The 15,993-nt window shown below is 65.0% G+C and carries 13 protein-coding genes; 7 read left to right on the top strand and 6 right to left on the bottom strand.

The features are described from left to right. Positions 1-13: 13 nt before the first annotated feature. The 3 genes from H0I86_RS12385 to H0I86_RS12375 all read right to left on the bottom strand — a co-directional run bounded on the left by H0I86_RS12385 (position 14) and on the right by H0I86_RS12375 (position 4,153). The gene (locus tag H0I86_RS12385) at positions 14-982 is read right to left on the bottom strand and encodes an aliphatic sulfonate ABC transporter substrate-binding protein (protein WP_180925232.1); all 969 of its coding nucleotides are present in this window, start codon (positions 980-982) and stop codon (positions 14-16) included. A 268-nt stretch (positions 983-1,250) separates the two neighbouring features. Beyond that, entirely contained in the window at positions 1,251-2,534 is a 1,284-nt protein-coding gene (locus H0I86_RS12380; protein ID WP_180925231.1) for a Zn-dependent hydrolase, read from the bottom strand. 131 nt (positions 2,535-2,665) lie between these two features. After that, positions 2,666-4,153 carry an NCS1 family nucleobase:cation symporter-1 gene (locus H0I86_RS12375; protein ID WP_180925230.1) on the bottom strand — a complete coding sequence of 496 codons (1,488 nt, stop codon included), beginning with the start codon at positions 4,151-4,153 and terminating at the stop codon, positions 2,666-2,668. Positions 4,154-4,776: 623 nt separating this feature from the next. Between H0I86_RS12375 and hydA the strand changes: the two genes are divergently transcribed. The 3 genes from hydA to preA all read left to right on the top strand — a co-directional run bounded on the left by hydA (position 4,777) and on the right by preA (position 9,132). Continuing rightward, positions 4,777-6,216: a dihydropyrimidinase gene (gene hydA, locus H0I86_RS12370; RefSeq protein ID WP_180925229.1), complete on the top strand. Its 1,440-nt coding sequence runs from the start codon at positions 4,777-4,779 to the stop codon at positions 6,214-6,216. A gap of 273 nt (positions 6,217-6,489) precedes the next feature. Further along, positions 6,490-7,857 (top strand): NAD(P)-dependent oxidoreductase, encoded by a 1,368-nt coding sequence (locus H0I86_RS12365; RefSeq protein WP_180925228.1) that lies wholly within the window; start codon positions 6,490-6,492, stop codon positions 7,855-7,857. After that, positions 7,858-9,132 (top strand): NAD-dependent dihydropyrimidine dehydrogenase subunit PreA, encoded by a 1,275-nt coding sequence (gene preA / locus H0I86_RS12360; RefSeq protein ID WP_180925227.1) that lies wholly within the window; start codon positions 7,858-7,860, stop codon positions 9,130-9,132. Positions 9,133-9,231: 99 nt separating this feature from the next. Here the strand turns inward: preA and H0I86_RS12355 are convergent, their stop codons facing one another. Beyond that, the gene (locus H0I86_RS12355; RefSeq protein WP_007922198.1) at positions 9,232-9,852 is read right to left on the bottom strand and encodes a TetR/AcrR family transcriptional regulator; all 621 of its coding nucleotides are present in this window, start codon (positions 9,850-9,852) and stop codon (positions 9,232-9,234) included. 239 nt (positions 9,853-10,091) lie between these two features. Between H0I86_RS12355 and H0I86_RS12350 the strand changes: the two genes are divergently transcribed. The 3 genes from H0I86_RS12350 (at position 10,092) to copD (ending at position 11,852) form a co-directional block, all read left to right on the top strand. Then, positions 10,092-10,532 (top strand): acetyltransferase, encoded by a 441-nt coding sequence (locus H0I86_RS12350; RefSeq protein WP_180925226.1) that lies wholly within the window; start codon positions 10,092-10,094, stop codon positions 10,530-10,532. Between the two features lie 93 nt (positions 10,533-10,625). Continuing rightward, positions 10,626-10,988, top strand: a complete 363-nt coding sequence (gene copC, locus H0I86_RS12345; RefSeq protein ID WP_180925225.1) for a copper homeostasis periplasmic binding protein CopC — start codon at positions 10,626-10,628, stop codon at positions 10,986-10,988. Between the two features lie 3 nt (positions 10,989-10,991). After that, positions 10,992-11,852 carry a copper homeostasis membrane protein CopD gene (gene copD / locus H0I86_RS12340; protein ID WP_180925224.1) on the top strand — a complete coding sequence of 287 codons (861 nt, stop codon included), beginning with the start codon at positions 10,992-10,994 and terminating at the stop codon, positions 11,850-11,852. A gap of 197 nt (positions 11,853-12,049) precedes the next feature. Here the strand turns inward: copD and H0I86_RS12335 are convergent, their stop codons facing one another. After that, positions 12,050-13,195, bottom strand: coding sequence for an HlyD family secretion protein (locus H0I86_RS12335; RefSeq protein WP_180925223.1), 1,146 nt, complete (start codon positions 13,193-13,195; stop codon positions 12,050-12,052). Continuing rightward, positions 13,192-14,865 (bottom strand): MFS transporter, encoded by a 1,674-nt coding sequence (locus H0I86_RS12330; protein WP_180925222.1) that lies wholly within the window; start codon positions 14,863-14,865, stop codon positions 13,192-13,194. The genes H0I86_RS12335 and H0I86_RS12330 overlap by 4 nt, the downstream gene beginning before the upstream one ends. 300 nt (positions 14,866-15,165) lie before the next feature. On the opposite strand from H0I86_RS12330, the gene dapF reads away from it, so the two are divergent. Next, a complete protein-coding gene (dapF, locus tag H0I86_RS12325; RefSeq protein ID WP_180925221.1) occupies positions 15,166-15,960 on the top strand; it encodes a diaminopimelate epimerase in 795 nt (264 codons plus the stop codon). Positions 15,961-15,993 lie beyond the last annotated feature (33 nt).

The raw sequence follows: 15,993 nt of genomic DNA, 5'->3' as shown, positions 1-15,993 counted from the left end.
AGCCAAGGCTCAGTTACAGATGCGTGGGGCTCCACAGTTGCACCGCGCGGGCATCCACCGGCTTGGGCAACAGTTTTTCCTGGTAGAAGGCATCGGCGATTTTCTGCTGTTCGCCCAGGGCGTCCGGCTGCACCGCTTCCACCTTGTAGGTGCGGCGACTGTTGGCCAGCTCCACCGTGCTCACGTCCAGGTTGCCCCACAGCGGGCCCAGCAGTTTTGCCGCCTCCGTCGGGTGCGCCTTGACCCAGGTGCCGGTCTTCTGCAACTCGGCGAACACCTGCTTTAGCACCTCGGGGTGAGCCTTGGCGTAATCGTTGGAGGCCAGGTAATAACGCCGGTAGCTGGCCAGGCCCTGGCCGTCGTGCAGCACCCGCGCGCCCTGCTGGCGTTCGGCGCTGGCGACGAAGGGTTCCCAGGTGACCCAGGCATCGACCTTGGCGGTCTCCAGGGCGGCGCGGCCATCGGCCGGGGTCAGGTACACCGGCTGGATATCGGCGAAACTCAGGCCAGCCTCGCGCAGCGCGGCAATCAGCAGGTAATGGCTGCCGGCGGCCTTGGTCACGGCGACGCGCTTGCCCTTGAGGTCGGCCAGGGATTTGAGGGTGGAGTCTTTGGGAATGACGATGGACTGGGCGGCGGGCGACGGGGTTTCCGTGGCGAAATAGGTCAGCTTGGCCCCGGCGGCCTGGGCAAAGACCGGCACGGTGTCGGCGACATCGGCGCCGATGTCGACGTTGCCCACGTTCAGCGATTCCGCCAGGGGCAGGCCGCTGGTGAATTCATGCCAGGAGATCTTCACGCCCTGCCCCGCCAGTTGTTTTTCCAGGGTGCCCTGGGCCTTGAGTACCGCCAGCAGGGTCGAGGATTTCTGGTAGCCGATACGCAGGTCGGTATCGGCATGGGCATCGAGGGCCATGCCCAGCGCCAGACCGGCCAGGGCGGTGATCGACAAGCTACGACGCAAAGCAAAGGGCAGGCGCATGGGGGCGGACCTTCTGGAAGACAGGAAAGTCGCTAAAAGCTAATCGATCTAAGAATTAAGATATAAATACTTTTTAGGAATTAGCTTAGGTTCGGGTGGACGATCCCAAGCTGCATGCGATGGCCGATCACCCCATCGCCCTGTAGCCGCTGCCGAGCCTGCGAGGCTGCGATAAGACCGAAGGCCTTCAGCGGTCTTGAGATCCCCGCGCGCCCTGCGGGGTCGATCGCAGCCTCGCAGGCTCGGCAGCGGCTACAGGTGCATGTCCTCAGGCCATCCGCTGCCCCTTGGCGACCGCCTGGGACGCCGCCAGCATTGCCCGCAGCAACACCGCGCAGCCGGCGGCGAGGTCGTCGGGGTCGGCGTTTTCGATTTCGTTGTGGCTGATGCCGCCCTCGCAGGGCACGAAGATCATCCCCGCCGGCCCCAGCTCGGCGACGAAGATCGCGTCGTGCCCGGCGCCGCTGACGATGTCCATATGGCTCAGCCCCAACCCCTGCGCCGCCTCGCGCACCGCGTCGACGCAGATCCTGTCGAAATACAGCGGCGGAAAGTCCGCGGTCGGTTGCATCTCGAAGGTCAGGCCATGTTCTTCGCAGGTGCTGTCGATCACCTGGCGCACCTCGGCGATCATCGAATCCAGGCGCGCCGGTTCCAGATGCCGGAAGTCCAGGGTCATGCGCACCTCCCCCGGGATCACGTTGCGCGAGCCGGGATAGGCCTGCAGGCAACCCACGGTGCCGCAGGCATGGGGCTGATGGCCGAGGGCGGCGCGGTTGACCGCGGCCACCACCGCCGCCGCGCCGACCAGGGCGTCCTTGCGCAGGTGCATCGGGGTCGGGCCGGCGTGGGCTTCGACGCCGCGCAGCTTCAGGTCGAACCATTTCTGGCCGAGGGCGCCAAGTACGACGCCGATGGTTTTCTTCTCGTCCTCGAGGATCGGCCCCTGCTCGATATGGGCTTCGAAGTAGGCCCCCACTGTGTGCCCGCTGACCTGGCGGCTGCCGGCATAGCCGATGGCGTTCAGCGCATCGCCGACGCTCACGCCCTCGGCATCGGTCTTGGCCAGGGTTTCTTCCAGGGTGAATTTCTCGGCGAACACCCCGGAGCCCATCATGCACGGCGGGAAGCGCGAGCCTTCTTCGTTGGTCCACACCACCACTTCCAGCGGCGCCTCGGTTTCCACCCCGAGGTCGTTGAGGGTGCGCAGCACTTCGAGCCCGGCCAGCACGCCGAAGCAGCCATCGAACTTGCCGCCGGTGGGCTGGGTGTCGATATGGCTGCCGGTCATCACCGGCGGCAGCTGCGGGTTACGCCCGGGGCGGCGGGCGAAGATATTGCCGATGCCATCCACCGTGACCGTGCACCCCGCTTGCTCGCACCATTGGACAAACAGGTCGCGGGCCTGGCGGTCGAGGTCGGTCAGGGCCAGGCGACAGACCCCGCCCTTGACCGTGGCTCCGAGTTTCGCCAGCTCCATGAGCGACTGCCACAAGCGGTCGCGGTTGATGTGCCGGTGGCTGGATTGCAGAACGTCGACGGCAGCGTTCATGGTGATCTCCTCAGGCTTTTCTGGTTGTCGTTGACGAGGGGTCCTTTGAGGGTGCGCTCGTCTGGAGTGATGCAGTGTTCTATAGATCCCATCGCGGGCAAGCCTCGCTACAGAAGCGAGGCTTTTACGCTTTACACCGGCGTCTTGGCGGTCGCGGTTCGCGGGTTGCCCATGCTGCACAGCCCGTAATAGAGCAAGCCGCCCAGCGCCGATCCGGTGAACCAGCCGTAGCTGTAGAACCAGCTGAACGCATCGCTGCCCAGGGACAGCAGGGTCAGCGCCACGGGCACGCTAAAGGCGATAAAGCCGTACCAGTTCCACGCCGGGTAGACGTCATCGCGGTACAGCCCGGCCAGGTCCAGCTGCTGTTTGCGGATGATGAAATAGTCCACCACCATGATCCCGGCGATGGGCCCCAGCAGGCTGGAGTAACCCAGCAGCCAGTTGGAATACACGGTCTCCAGGCTGACGTCCGAGACCAGCAGGCCGAGTTTTTTCAGCAGTTCGTGGGCCATCAGCGCCAGGCCGACGAGCCCGGTCAGGATCACCGCCTTGGTACGGCCGATCAGCTTGGGCGCGATGTTCTGGAAGTCGTTGGTCGGCGAGACGATGTTCGCCGCGGTGTTGGTCGAGAGCGTGGCGATGATGATCAGCGCCATGGCCAGGGCCACCCAGCCGGGGCTCTGGATATGGCCGATCAGGCTCACCGGGTCGGAGACGGTGACGCCCACCAGTTTCACCGAGGCGGCGGTCATCACCACCCCCAGGGCGGCGAACAGGAACATGGTCAGCGGCAGGCCGAAAATCTGCCCGAGGATCTGGTCCTTCTGGCTCTTCGCATAGCGGCTGAAGTCCGGGATATTCAGCGACAGGGTGGCCCAGAAACCGACCATCGCCGTGAGCCCGGCGAAGAAGTAGCTGTAGACGCTCGCCCCTTCCGGACGCTTGGGCGGTTGCGCCAGCAGTTCGCTCGGCGACACATTGGGCAACGCCCACACCAGCAGCCCCGCGCCCACCAATACCAGCAAGGGCGCGGACAGGGTTTCCAGCCACTTGATCGACTCGGCGCCGCGCAGCACCACCCACAGGTTGAGGGTCCAGAAAATCATGAAGCCGATCACTTCGCCGGTGCCGCCCAGGGCCTTCCAGCCCTCGAAGATCGAGCCGAGGAACAGGTGGATCGCCAGGCCGCCGAACATCGTCTGGATGCCGAACCAGCCGCAGGCCACCAGGGCGCGGATCAGGCACGGCACGTTGGAGCCGATGACGCCGAAGGAGGCACGCAGCAGCACCGGGAACGGAATGCCGTACTTGGTGCCGGCGAAGGCGTTGAGGGTCAGGGGGATCAGTACCACGATATTGGCCAGCAGGATCGCCAGCAGCGCTTCGCCCACTGTCAGGCCGAAATAGGCGGTGAGCACGCCGCCCAGGGTGTAGGTCGGCACGCAGATCGACATGCCGACCCACAGCGCGGTGATGTGCCATTTGTTCCAGGTGCGCTCATGGACCTTGGTCGGCGCGATATCGTGGTTGTAACGGGGGCTGTCGAGCACGTCGCTGCCGGCGTCCAGCTCGTACAGGCCGGCACGCTCGGTCACTTGAGATCTGTTCTGTTGCATGGCCGCTCCACTTTTTTCTGATTATTTTTGCTCATCAGGCGGGCCGGCAGACGTGCTGCCAGCCCGGCGATGGCCGGAGAACTGACGACTTTTACCGACCGGCCATCCTGTCGACGGCGGCACTCAATAAGCGTGCCGGCTTGTCCATCGACGGTGCTCCACAGTCGATAAAATCCATGTAAACAACTGATGTTTCTTCAGTTTTATTCTGAACAACTTCCTGCCCTGGATAAGGTGCCGGTTCACTCAGGCCGAATGCCGGGCAAGTTGTCCATCGGGTCAGGGCTCAATCTGGTGCACGCAAACTTTTTTCAAACTTTCGTATGGGCCACAGGCCTCCTTCAAGCGGCTGATTTCACATAGGAAATCTTGCTCATATTTCGATCCTGTCAAGTGCGTCAAAATGGTGAAAGGCTGCACCATTTTGCGGATTTAAGAATTAAAACCTTATATTTCAATAACTTAATATCGACATATGCTTATAAAAAATAATCTTGCCGATTGATTGAACACCAGCTAGTTTTTATTCCTGACACAGCTGACAGGAATAAAAATTCCGCAGCCTGCTTATTACAAAAACACTAGAACCGGCATAAGCCGGTCATGCCTGCGAGGAACTCGGAATGTCTCTGTTGATCCGTGGCGCCACCGCTATTACCCATGATGAAAGTTATAAGGCCGATGTGTTGTGCGCCGACGGCGTGATCAAGGCCATCGGCCAGAATCTGGACAGTCCTGCAGGCTGCGAAGTGCTCGATGGCAGTGGCCAATACCTGATGCCCGGTGGCATCGATCCTCATACCCATATGCAACTGCCCTTCATGGGCACCGTGGCCAGCGAAGACTTCTTCAGCGGTACCGCGGCGGGCCTGGCGGGCGGCACCACCTCGATCATCGACTTCGTGATTCCCAACCCGCAGCAGTCCCTGCTGGAGGCCTTTCACCAATGGCGCGGCTGGGCCGAGAAGTCGGCATCGGACTACGGCTTCCACGTCGCCATCACCTGGTGGAGCGAGCAGGTGCGCGAGGAAATGGCCGAGCTGGTGAGCCGGCACGGGGTCAACAGCTTCAAGCATTTCATGGCCTACAAGAACGCGATCATGGCCGCCGACGACACCCTGGTGGCGAGCTTCGAGCGCTGCCTGGAACTCGGCGCCGTGCCGACCGTGCACGCGGAGAACGGCGAGCTGGTCTACCACCTGCAACGCAAGCTGCTGGCCCAGGGCATCACCGGGCCGGAAGCCCACCCGCTGTCGCGCCCTTCCCAGGTCGAAGGCGAAGCCGCCAGCCGGGCGATCCGCATTGCCGAAACCCTCGGCACGCCGCTGTACCTGGTGCACGTCTCGACCAAAGAGGCGCTGGACGAAATCACCTACGCCCGCGGCAAGGGCCAGCCGGTGTACGGCGAAGTGCTGGCCGGGCACCTGCTGCTGGACGACAGCGTGTACCGCCACCCGGACTGGCAAACCGCCGCCGGCTACGTGATGAGCCCGCCCTTCCGCCCTCGCGGGCATCAGGACGCGCTGTGGCACGGCCTGCAATCGGGCAACCTGCACACCACCGCCACCGACCACTGCTGCTTCTGCGCCGAGCAGAAAGCCGCCGGCCGTGATGATTTCAGCAAGATCCCCAACGGCACCGCCGGCATCGAAGACCGCATGGCCGTGCTCTGGGACGAAGGGGTGAACAGCGGGCGCCTGTCGATGCAGGACTTCGTCGCCCTGACCTCCACCAACGCGGCGAAGATCTTCAACCTCTACCCACGCAAGGGCGCGATCCGCGTCGGCGCCGATGCCGACCTGGTGCTCTGGGACCCGCAAGGCAGCCGCACCATTTCCGCCACAACCCACCACCAGCAGGTGGACTTCAACATCTTCGAAGGCAAGACCGTACGCGGCGTGCCCAGCCACACCATCAGCCAGGGCAAGCTGGTCTGGGCCGACGGCGACCTGCGCGCCGAACGCGGCGCGGGGCGTTATGTCGAGCGCCCGGCCTATCCGGCGGTGTTCGACCTGCTGAGCAAGCGCGCCGAGGCGCACAAGCCGACGGCCGTCAAACGCTGAGCCCGACGACCTGTGATCTCCGCGATCCCTGTAGCCGCTGTCGAGCACTAGCGAGTGCTGCGATCGGGCGCGAAGCGGCCGCAACCCGGATAACGCGCAAGACCTGACACACGGCGGATTCAGGTTTTGCGGCAACTACGTTGCCGTTCGCAGCCTCGCTGCGCTCGGCAGCGGCTACAGGACGCGTTGCAGCGAATCCAGCGGGGTGTCCGCCCCGTTCGTGAAAACAATGCCCGTCAGAGGCAATCGACAAAAAACCGTGAGGCCAGAACCGTGATCAAGACCCTGAACCACTTGCCCCATCCCCAGGAGGATGCGGCCACCCTCGCCGGCCATTTCAGCGACCTGGCGCCGCCGCTCAACGACCGCCAGGCGCACCTGGAAGCCTCGCGCTGCCTGTATTGCTACGACGCGCCGTGCGTCAACGCCTGCCCCAGCGAGATCGACATTCCCTCGTTCATTCGCCATATCCACACCGACAACGTCCAGGGCGCGGCGCAGAAGATTCTCTCGGCCAATATCCTCGGCGGCAGCTGCGCCCGGGTGTGCCCGACGGAGATCCTGTGCCAGCAGGCCTGCGTGCGCAACAACGCCCAGGAATGCGCGCCAGTGCTGATCGGCCTGTTGCAGCGTTATGCAGTGGACAACGCACACTTCAGCCAGCACCCGTTCCAGCGCGCCGCCGCCACCGGCAAGCGCATCGCCGTGGTCGGCGCCGGGCCGGCGGGCCTGTCCTGTGCCCACCGCTGCGCCATGCACGGCCATGAGGTGGTGATTTTCGAGGCCCGGGAGAAAGCCGGCGGCCTCAACGAATACGGGATCGCCAAATACAAGCTGGTGGACGACTTCGCGCAGAAGGAGCTGGATTTCCTGCTGCAGATCGGCGGCATCGAGATCCGCCACGGGCAGAAACTCGGCGACAACCTGAGCCTCACCGACCTGCACCAGCAGTTCGACGCGGTGTTCCTCGGCCTGGGCCTGGCCGCCAGCAAACAGCTGGGCCTGCCCCATGAGGACGCCCCCGGCCTGCTGGCCGCCACCGAGTACATCCGTGAGCTGCGCCAGGCCGAAGACCTTACCCAACTGCCCCTGGCCGACCACTGCATCGTCCTCGGAGCCGGCAACACGGCGATCGACATGGCGGTGCAGATGGCCCGCCTCGGCGCCCGCGATGTCAACCTGGTGTACCGCCGCGGCGTCGAGGACATGGGCGCCACTCGACATGAACAGGACATCGCCAAGGCCAATCAGGTGCGCCTGCTGACCTGGGCCGCGCCCGAGCAAGTACTGCTGGACGCCCAGGGCCGGGTGCGCGGCATGCGCTTCGCCCGCACCCGCCTGGTGGAGGGCCGCCTGCAAACCACCGGGGAAACCTTCGAACTGGCCGCCGACGCGATCTTCAAGGCCATCGGCCAGGCGTTCGACGGCGCCGCCCTGGGCGACCCGCTGGCCCGCGAACTCAAGCGCGCCGGCGAGCGCATCGAGGTCGACGAGCAACTGCGCACCAGCATCCCCGGGGTGTATGCCGGCGGCGACTGCGTCAACCTCGGCCAGGACCTCACCGTCCAGGCGGTGCAACACGGCAAGCGGGCCGCCGAAGCCATGCATGCCCAACTCATGCTCAACGTGGAGGCTGCGTAAATGGCCGATCTCTCGATTGTGTTCGCCGGTATCAAGGCCCCCAACCCATTCTGGCTGGCCTCCGCGCCGCCGACCGACAAGGCCTACAACGTGGTCCGCGCCTTCGAGGCCGGCTGGGGCGGCGTGGTCTGGAAAACCCTGGGCGAGGACCCGGCGGCGGTCAACGTGTCGTCACGCTACTCGGCGCACTTCGGCGCCAACCGCGAAGTGCTGGGCATCAACAATATCGAACTGATCACCGACCGCTCCCTGGAGATCAACCTCAGGGAAATCACCCAGGTCAAGAAGGACTGGCCGGACCGCGCGCTGATCGTGTCGCTGATGGTGCCCTGCGTCGAGGAGTCGTGGAAAAACATCCTGCCGCTGGTGGAAGCCACCGGCGCCGACGGCATCGAGCTGAACTTCGGCTGCCCCCACGGCATGCCGGAACGCGGCATGGGCGCGGCGGTCGGCCAGGTGCCGGAGTACGTGGAACAGGTGACCCGCTGGTGCAAGACCTGGTGCTCGCTGCCGGTGATCGTCAAGCTGACGCCGAACATCACCGACATCCGCATGGCCGCCCGCGCGGCCCATCGCGGCGGCGCCGACGCGGTGTCGCTGATCAATACCATCAACTCGATCACCAGCGTCGACCTGGAACGCATGGTCGCCAATCCCATGGTCGGCAGCCAGAGCACCCACGGCGGCTACTGCGGCTCGGCGGTCAAGCCGATTGCCCTGAACATGGTCGCCGAGATCGCCCGCGACCCGCAGACCCAGGGCCTGCCGATCTGCGGTATCGGCGGCATCGGCACCTGGCGCGACGCCGCGGAATTCGTCGCCCTGGGCTGCGGCGCGGTGCAGGTGTGCACGGCGGCGATGCTCCATGGTTTCCGCATTGTCGAGGAGATGAAGGACGGCCTGTCGCGGTGGATGGACAGCCAGGGCTACAGCAACCTGCAGCAGTTTTCCGGCAAGGCCGTGGGCAACACCACCGACTGGAAGTACCTGGATATCAATTACCAGGTGATCGCCAGGATCGACCAGGACGCCTGCATCGGTTGCGGCCGCTGCCATATCGCCTGCGAAGACACCTCGCACCAGGCCATCGCCAGCCTCAGGCAGGCCGACGGTACGCATAAATATGAGGTGATCGACGCCGAATGCGTGGGCTGCAACCTGTGCCAGATCACCTGCCCGGTGCAGGACTGCATCGAGATGGTGCCCCAGGACACCGGCAAGCCGTTCCTCGACTGGCAGCATGATCCGCGCAATCCGTATCGCGAGGCGGTTTAACCGCACCGACGTCATCGCGGGCAAGCCTCGCTCCTACAGAAGAAGACCGCATGCTTCTGTAGGAGCGAGGCTTGCCCGCGATAGCAATCTCAGGGACGCCTAAGGCTCAAGCCCAATCCCGCGCAAAATCACGCTGGTCACCGTCTGCACCGCCTTTTCGAACTGCATGTCCGACAGCGGCTGGTGTTCGTTGATGATCATGATCTGGTGGTCGAAGTCGGCGTAGTGCTGGGTCGAGGCCCAGATCATGTACAGCAGGCTCGACGGTTCCACCGGCAGGATGCGTTGGTCTTCGACCCACTGGCGGATCTTCGCTTCCTTCATCTTCGCCCAGTCGTACAGGCTGGCGTCCAGCGCCTCGCCCAGGGTCGGCGCGCCGTGGATGATTTCGTTGGCCCAGACTTTCGAGCCATAGGGCCGGCTGCGGGAATGGTTCATCTTGGCGCGGATGTAGCTGCTGAGCACCACCCGCGGGTCGTCGAACATCTCGAAGCACAGGGCGTCCTGTTTCCACAGTTCAAGCAGCTCCAGCAGCACCGCGCTGTACAGCTCGCTCTTGGTGCTGAAGTAGTAATGCAGGTTGGAGCGCGGCAACTGCACCTCGGCGGCGATATCGGCCATGGCGGTGCCGCTGAAGCCTTTTTCGGCGAATACCTTTTCCGCCGCCAGGAGGATCTTCTCGACGTTGCTGCGACGGATCTCGATCTTGTGATTGCCCATATGGGCTCCCTGAAAACAGTCTGCTGCAAGACTACCATTGGCCTTCGTACAAAAACGAAACTTCCTGAACCTGGCTTTGCGCGGCAAAAACGATTGGTTAGGATCCTTCCCGCCTTCTTCCCAGGCACCTGAAGTGTTCCGTCCAGGCGTTGATTCGCGACACGGACATGCAGGCAGGACTTTCGCCGCCGAACCCTGAGGGTTTCGGCCATCCTGCAACGCCGCCATGGATCATGCTCATGCACATTCGAAAACGCTGGCCCGCGGACGATCCGCAGCTCGCCGCCCTGTGGGACCGCTCGGTGCGGGCCACCCACGACTTCATTAGCGAAGACGATATCCAACTGCTCTACCCCCTGGTGCGCGACACCTACCTGCCGGCCCTCGAGGTCTGGCTGCTGGAGGACGACGACGGCACCCCGGTCGGTTTTATCGCCAGCGCCGGCGAAAAGGTGGAAATGCTGTTTATCGAACCGGCCCGCCGTGGCCAGGGCGTTGGCCGGCAACTGCTGGACCACGTGCGCAGCCGCCATCCTCGGCTCAGTGTCGACGTCAACGAACAGAACCCCCAGGCCCATGGTTTTTATCGGCACTACGGTTTCGAAGATGTCGGCCGCTCGGAAACCGATGGCCAGGGCCGGCCGTTCCCGATCATCCATATGCGCCTGCAAACCCCTTGAACAGCGCGCCGATGTTTCATCCAGCGACCCTGCCGCAGTCCTTATACTCATCGGCGCAGCGACGACCCGACACTCATTGAACAGGTATTTCACATGCTGAAAAAACTGCTGACCGCCAGCGCCCTGCTGGCCTCTCTCGTCGCCGCCTCCTCGGCCTTCGCCCATGCCCACCTGCAAAGCCAAACCCCGGCCGCCGACAGCACGGTGAGCGCGCCGAGCGAACTGCGCCTGGTGTTCTCCGAAGGGGTCGAGGCGGCCTTCACCCAAGTCAGCCTGAGCAAGGATGGCGCGGCGGTCGCCGTCAAGGCCCTGGCCACCGAAGGCGCAGACAAGAAGACCCTGATCGTGACCCCGGCGGCGGCGCTGGCGGCGGGCGCCTACAAGGTCGAGTGGCACGCGGTGTCGGTCGATACCCACAAGAGCGAAGGCAGCTACAGCTTCAAGGTCGGCCAGTAACCAATGTCGACCCTGTTGGTGCTCTGCCGCTTCGTACATTTCGCGGCAGTCCTTTTGCTGTTCGGGGCCTGGGTGTTCAGGCCCCTGCTGTTGGGGAGCGAGCCCTGTGCCGCACTGGATCGCAACCTGACCCGACTCGGCCGCTGGCTGGCCGGGATCGCCCTGGCCACGGGCGTCTGCTGGTTGCTGCTGATCACCGCCAGCATGGCCGGCAGCGGCGCCGCGGCCCTGGACCCGGCCGCCCTGCGACGGGTGCTGGGCAAGACCTTTTTCGGCCAGGTGTGGAGCTGGCACCTGCTGCTCAATGCCGCGCTGGTGGTTTTGCTGCTGACCCGCCTGGGTGAGCGGCTGGCGCTACGGCTGATCCTCGCCGCCCTGCTGCTGGCCACCCTCGCCCCGGTGGGCCACAGCGCCATGCTCGACGGTCTCGGCGGCCAGCTGCTGATCCTCAACCAGATCGTCCACCTGGGCTGCGTCAGCCTGTGGCTCGGCGGTTTGCTGGTGTTGCTGATGATCCTGCGGCAGCCGGATGGCCAACCGCTGGGCCAGTTGTTGCGGCGTTTCAGCGGGGTCGGTTATGGGCTGGTGGCCGGGCTGAGCCTCAGCGGCCTGATCAATGTGCGGGTCCTGACCGGGCAGTTGTGGCCGACACCCTTGCTGTCCGGCTTTGCCCTGATCCTGCTGATCAAGGTGCTGCTGGTGTGCGGCATGTTCGCCCTGGCCCTGTTCAACCGCCTGCGGATCGAGGATTGCCAGCAGCGCCTGGGCACCCTGCGCCGTAGCGTGCTGCTGGAGTGGCTGCTGGGGATCGCCGCGGTGGCGGCCGTGTCCCTGCTCGGCACCCTGCCGCCCCTCACCGCCTGAACCCTGCCATCTCTCACCGCCCCCTGTAGCCGCCGCCGAGCCCTGGCGAGGCTGCGATCGGGGCACAGTCCCGTAGACCTGGCGGCGTGGTGTAACTGACTCTGCGCGGTGCCTGGTTTGGCGTCTGCTGCGTCGGAGTGCCTCCCAAGCCGATCGCAGCCTCGCTGGGACTCGGCAGCGGCTACAGAAGCGTCGGGTCATTCGACCCGGGTATCCCCTTCCGCTGCCGTATCGATACTCACCACCACCGACATCCCCGGGCGCAGGCGTTCGCTTTCTGCCTGGTCGGGGTCGACGGTGATACGCACCGGTATCCGCTGGGCGATCTTGACGAAGTTGCCGGTGGCGTTGTCGGCCTGCAACAAGGCGAACTCCGAGCCGGTGGCCGGCGAGATGCGCTGCACATGGCCGTGGAATTTGCGGTGGCCAAGCGCATCGACGGTGAAGCTTGCGGGCTGGCCGACGCGGATGTTGTCCATCTGGGTTTCCTTCATGTTGGCGATCACCCACAGCTGGTTCGGCACCAGCGCCATCAGCTGCGCACCGGAGTTGACGTAGGCCCCCAGGCGCACGCCGATCTGCCCCAGCTGGCCATCGCGCGGCGCGGTGACCCGGGTGTTGGACAGGTCGATCCGCGCCAGTTGCACCGCCGCCTCGGCATTGGCCACCGCGGCCTCCAGCGAACCACGATTGACGATCACCGTCTGCAGGTCCTGGCGGGCGATGTCCAGCTGCGCCTGGGCCTGGGCCACCGCGGCGAGGGTCTGGGCGTTGGCGGCGCGGGTCACGTCCAGGTCACGCTGGGACACCGAACCGTCGGCGATCAGTTCCTGGTTGCGGCGCAGGTCGGCGGCGCTCTTGCGCGCCTGGGCCTGGCTGTCGGCCAGCGCCGCCTGGCGCAGCTTGATGGTGGCTTCGGCGCTGTTGCGTTGCTGCACCACATTGGCCAGGGCCGCCTTCTGCGACGCCAGCTGGGCCAGGGACTGCTCCAGGCGCTGCTTGTAGATGCGGTCGTCGAGGCGCACCAGCAGGTCGCCGGCCTTGACGAACTGGAAGTCCTGCACCGGCACCTCGAACACATAACCGCTGAGCTGCGGCCCGATGATCGTCACCTGGCCCCGCACCAGGGCGTTCTCGGTACTTTCGATGGCGCTGCTGAACGGCGGCAGCTGCCAGGCATAGAGCACGACCAGCACGCCGCTGATGGCGATCGCGGCGAACCCCAGGGACGAAATGATCCGCACCCGCAGCGAACGCGGCTCGGTGATCGGCATCGAGGGCGGCGCGCTGCCTTCCGGCGTCGAGGCAATGGCGTTGGTGGTGGTGATGGTCGGTTCGGTCATGAAGAAATGGCACCGCTGGGTTGGACGGGAGTCGTGGCTGGGGTTGAAGTGGCGGGCGCGACCGCCTTGGTCGTGCTCATCAGCCACAGGCTGCGAATGAAGATCCAGATCATGGTCAGCACGGCGATCACCGCGATCAGCATGAACACATCGTTGTAGGCCAGCACGTTGGCTTCGCGGGTGGCGGCGCTGGCCAGGCTGCGGATGCCTTGCAGCTCGCGCGCCTGCGGGTCGGCGATCTTCCTGCCGACGGCCGCCCCGCCGCTCTGCACCCGGCCCAGCACCCGCGGGTCCATCATCACCAGTTGCTCGACGATATGGCTGGAGTGGTATTTCTCGCGGACGATCTGGAAGGTCCCCAGCAGCGCCGAACCGATCAGCCCACCGAGGTTCTGGCAGATGCCGAACAGCACCGAGAAGCTCACCAGGTTGCGCGGGTTGGTCAGCACGTTGCGCGTGCCCAGGACCATGGTCGGGCCGAGAAAGAAGGTCCCGCCGAAGGCCAGCAGGAACTGGCTGACATACATGTTGGCCGGGCGCGTGAGGTTACTGGAGAAGCTGTCCATCACCGAGCCCACGGCCATCAGCGCCAGGGAGATGACCAGCGGCATGAACAGGTGCGCCGGGTTGATGGTCAGGGCGCTGGTGGCCAGACCCGCGATGCTGCCCAGCAGCATCACCCCATACAGCAGGCGCATCTGCTGGCTGCTCATGTTCAGCGCCTGGAGAAAGCCCACGGCGCCGGTGGACTGCTCGGACAGCACCATGCGGATCAGGATCACCGCCAGGGCCAGGCGGATCGCCGCCCCGCTGCCCAGCCAGCGGGTCATCAGCATCGGGTTGCTGCGGTTATGTTCGATGGCCAGCCCGGCGAGGATCAGCACGATGGAACCGGCACTGGCGTAGCCGATCCACGGCGCTTCCAGCCACCAGTCGATGCGCCCCAGGGACAGCACCGCGCACAGCAGCGCGACGCCGCTGGCAAGGATGGCGAAGGTCAGGAAATCGAGTTTTTCGAAGGTGCGAAAACGGTCGCCGGGCGGCAGCTTGAGCAGGAACACGCAGCCCAGGGACGCCATCGCCAGCCCCAGCTCGAACAGGTACAAGCCGCGCCATTCGGCGATCTGCAGCAGGTCTTCGGAAAACAGCCGCGCCAGGGGCAAGGCCAGTTGCGAGGCCCCCAGCCCCAGCACCAGGGCTTTCATCCGCCACTTGGCCGGGAACGCCTGGACCATGTAGTACAGGCCCAGGGAACTCAGGGCCGCGCCGACCATGCCGTGGGCCGCGCGCACGGCGATGGCCGAGCTCAGGTCGTTGACGAACAGGTGGCCGAAGGTCACCAGCGCATAGAGCACCAGGAACACCTCGGTAAAGGCGCGCAGGCCGAACTGCTGGCGAAACTTCACCAGCAGCAGGTTCATCGAGACGTTGGTCATCACGTAGGCCGCCGGCAACCAGGCCATTTCCGCCGTGGTCGCGCCCAGCGCTCCTTGCAGATACGGCAGGTTGGCGACCACCAGGGAGTTGCCGAGGCCGCCGGTGATCGCCACCAGCAGACCGACCAGGGCATAGGCCAGGCGCTTGTGGGTGGGGTGCAGCGGCGTCGAGGGGGAACCGGGCAAGCTGGGCTTTTCGTGGGGTTGCCAGTTGCGCGGGGCGTAGCTATCCATTCAGTGACCTTGCCATTCGCTGACCTTGTTCCATGTCCGCCCGAATGGCGGACGATCCAGAGTTATTCCGGGTTGCCCGGCAGTGTGCCGGAAAACCTCGGGCTCCAGGCACACTGCCGGGCTCGATTGACGAACTTTATGCAAAGCTAATCACGGCGCAGAGGATTTTTTCAGCCCACTGCCGGCAGCCTGACGAAATACCCCTGGCGCTGATGCAAATCCGCCACAGGCCCTGCCTATCATTGCCGCTGCTCGCCCCCTAGAATCGGCCGTCACCTGTGCCTCCCGCGGAGCCCCGCAATGCCCCTGTCCTTTCAGAAGCTGCATGCCAATGGCGACGACTTCATGCTGGTCGATGCCCGTGGGCGCGACAACCCGATCACCGGCGAGCTGGCCAGGACCCTGGGCGACCGCTATCGCGGCGTGGGTTTCAATCAACTGGTGGTGCTCAGCCATTGCCCCGAGACAGCGGCGCAACTGACCTTCTGGAATGCCGATGGTTCCAGCCTGAGCACCTGCGGCAGCGCCACCCGCGGCGCGGCCGACCTGCTGATGCGCGAAAGCGGTGAGGACTCGGTGCGGGTGAAGACCGTCCGCGGCATCCAGCACTGCCTGCGCCTGGACGATCAGTCGGTGTCGGTGGAGATGGGTGTGCCGCAATTCGCCTGGCAGGAGATTCCTTTGGCGACGGCCCTCGACAGCCTGGCCCTGGCCCTGCCCGGCGAGCCGGCGGCGTGCAGCATGGGCAACCCGCACTGCACGTTTTTCGTCGAGGACCTGCACGCCATCGACGTGGCGACACTGGGCCCGCAGATCGAGGCGCATCCGCTGTTCCCGCAGAAGACCAATGTGCATTTCGTCCAGGTCATCGACCGCCAGACCCTTCGCCTGCGCATCTGGGAACGCAACGGCGCCATCCCCTTGGGCTCCGGCTCATGCTCCTGCGGCGCGGCGGTCAACGGCATACGCCGCGGCCTGCTGGACAGCCCGGTCCGGGTGTTGTGCGACGGCGGCCCGGTCACCGTCAGTTGGGACGGCCAGGGCAAGGTGCGGCTGGCCGGCAGCGTCACCCCGATATTCAGCGGCTGGCTGTGAGTCGAGGGCGCCGGTGCAGCCATGCGCCCCCTG

It is taken from the genome of Pseudomonas chlororaphis subsp. aurantiaca (assembly GCF_013466605.1).
GTDB lineage: Bacteria > Pseudomonadota > Gammaproteobacteria > Pseudomonadales > Pseudomonadaceae > Aquipseudomonas > Aquipseudomonas chlororaphis_I.
This window is presented reverse-complemented; position numbering and strand designations above follow the sequence as displayed.

Excerpts from the sequence above, each read along its gene's own strand:
- copC (WP_180925225.1), top strand. The coding sequence starts at position 10,626 with ATGCTGAAAAAACTGCTGACCGCCAGCGCCCTGCTGGCCTCTCTCGTC.
- H0I86_RS12355 (WP_007922198.1), bottom strand. The coding sequence starts at position 9,852 with ATGGGCAATCACAAGATCGAGATCCGTCGCAGCAACGTCGAGAAGATC.
- H0I86_RS12330 (WP_180925222.1), bottom strand. The coding sequence starts at position 14,865 with ATGGATAGCTACGCCCCGCGCAACTGGCAACCCCACGAAAAGCCCAGC.
- dapF (WP_180925221.1), top strand. The coding sequence starts at position 15,166 with ATGCCCCTGTCCTTTCAGAAGCTGCATGCCAATGGCGACGACTTCATG.
- H0I86_RS12375 (WP_180925230.1), bottom strand. The coding sequence starts at position 4,153 with ATGCAACAGAACAGATCTCAAGTGACCGAGCGTGCCGGCCTGTACGAG.
- preA (WP_180925227.1), top strand. The coding sequence starts at position 7,858 with ATGGCCGATCTCTCGATTGTGTTCGCCGGTATCAAGGCCCCCAACCCA.
- H0I86_RS12380 (WP_180925231.1), bottom strand. The coding sequence starts at position 2,534 with ATGAACGCTGCCGTCGACGTTCTGCAATCCAGCCACCGGCACATCAAC.
- copD (WP_180925224.1), top strand. The coding sequence starts at position 10,992 with ATGTCGACCCTGTTGGTGCTCTGCCGCTTCGTACATTTCGCGGCAGTC.
- H0I86_RS12385 (WP_180925232.1), bottom strand. The coding sequence starts at position 982 with ATGCGCCTGCCCTTTGCTTTGCGTCGTAGCTTGTCGATCACCGCCCTG.
- H0I86_RS12335 (WP_180925223.1), bottom strand. The coding sequence starts at position 13,195 with ATGACCGAACCGACCATCACCACCACCAACGCCATTGCCTCGACGCCG.
- H0I86_RS12350 (WP_180925226.1), top strand. The coding sequence starts at position 10,092 with ATGCACATTCGAAAACGCTGGCCCGCGGACGATCCGCAGCTCGCCGCC.
- hydA (WP_180925229.1), top strand. The coding sequence starts at position 4,777 with ATGTCTCTGTTGATCCGTGGCGCCACCGCTATTACCCATGATGAAAGT.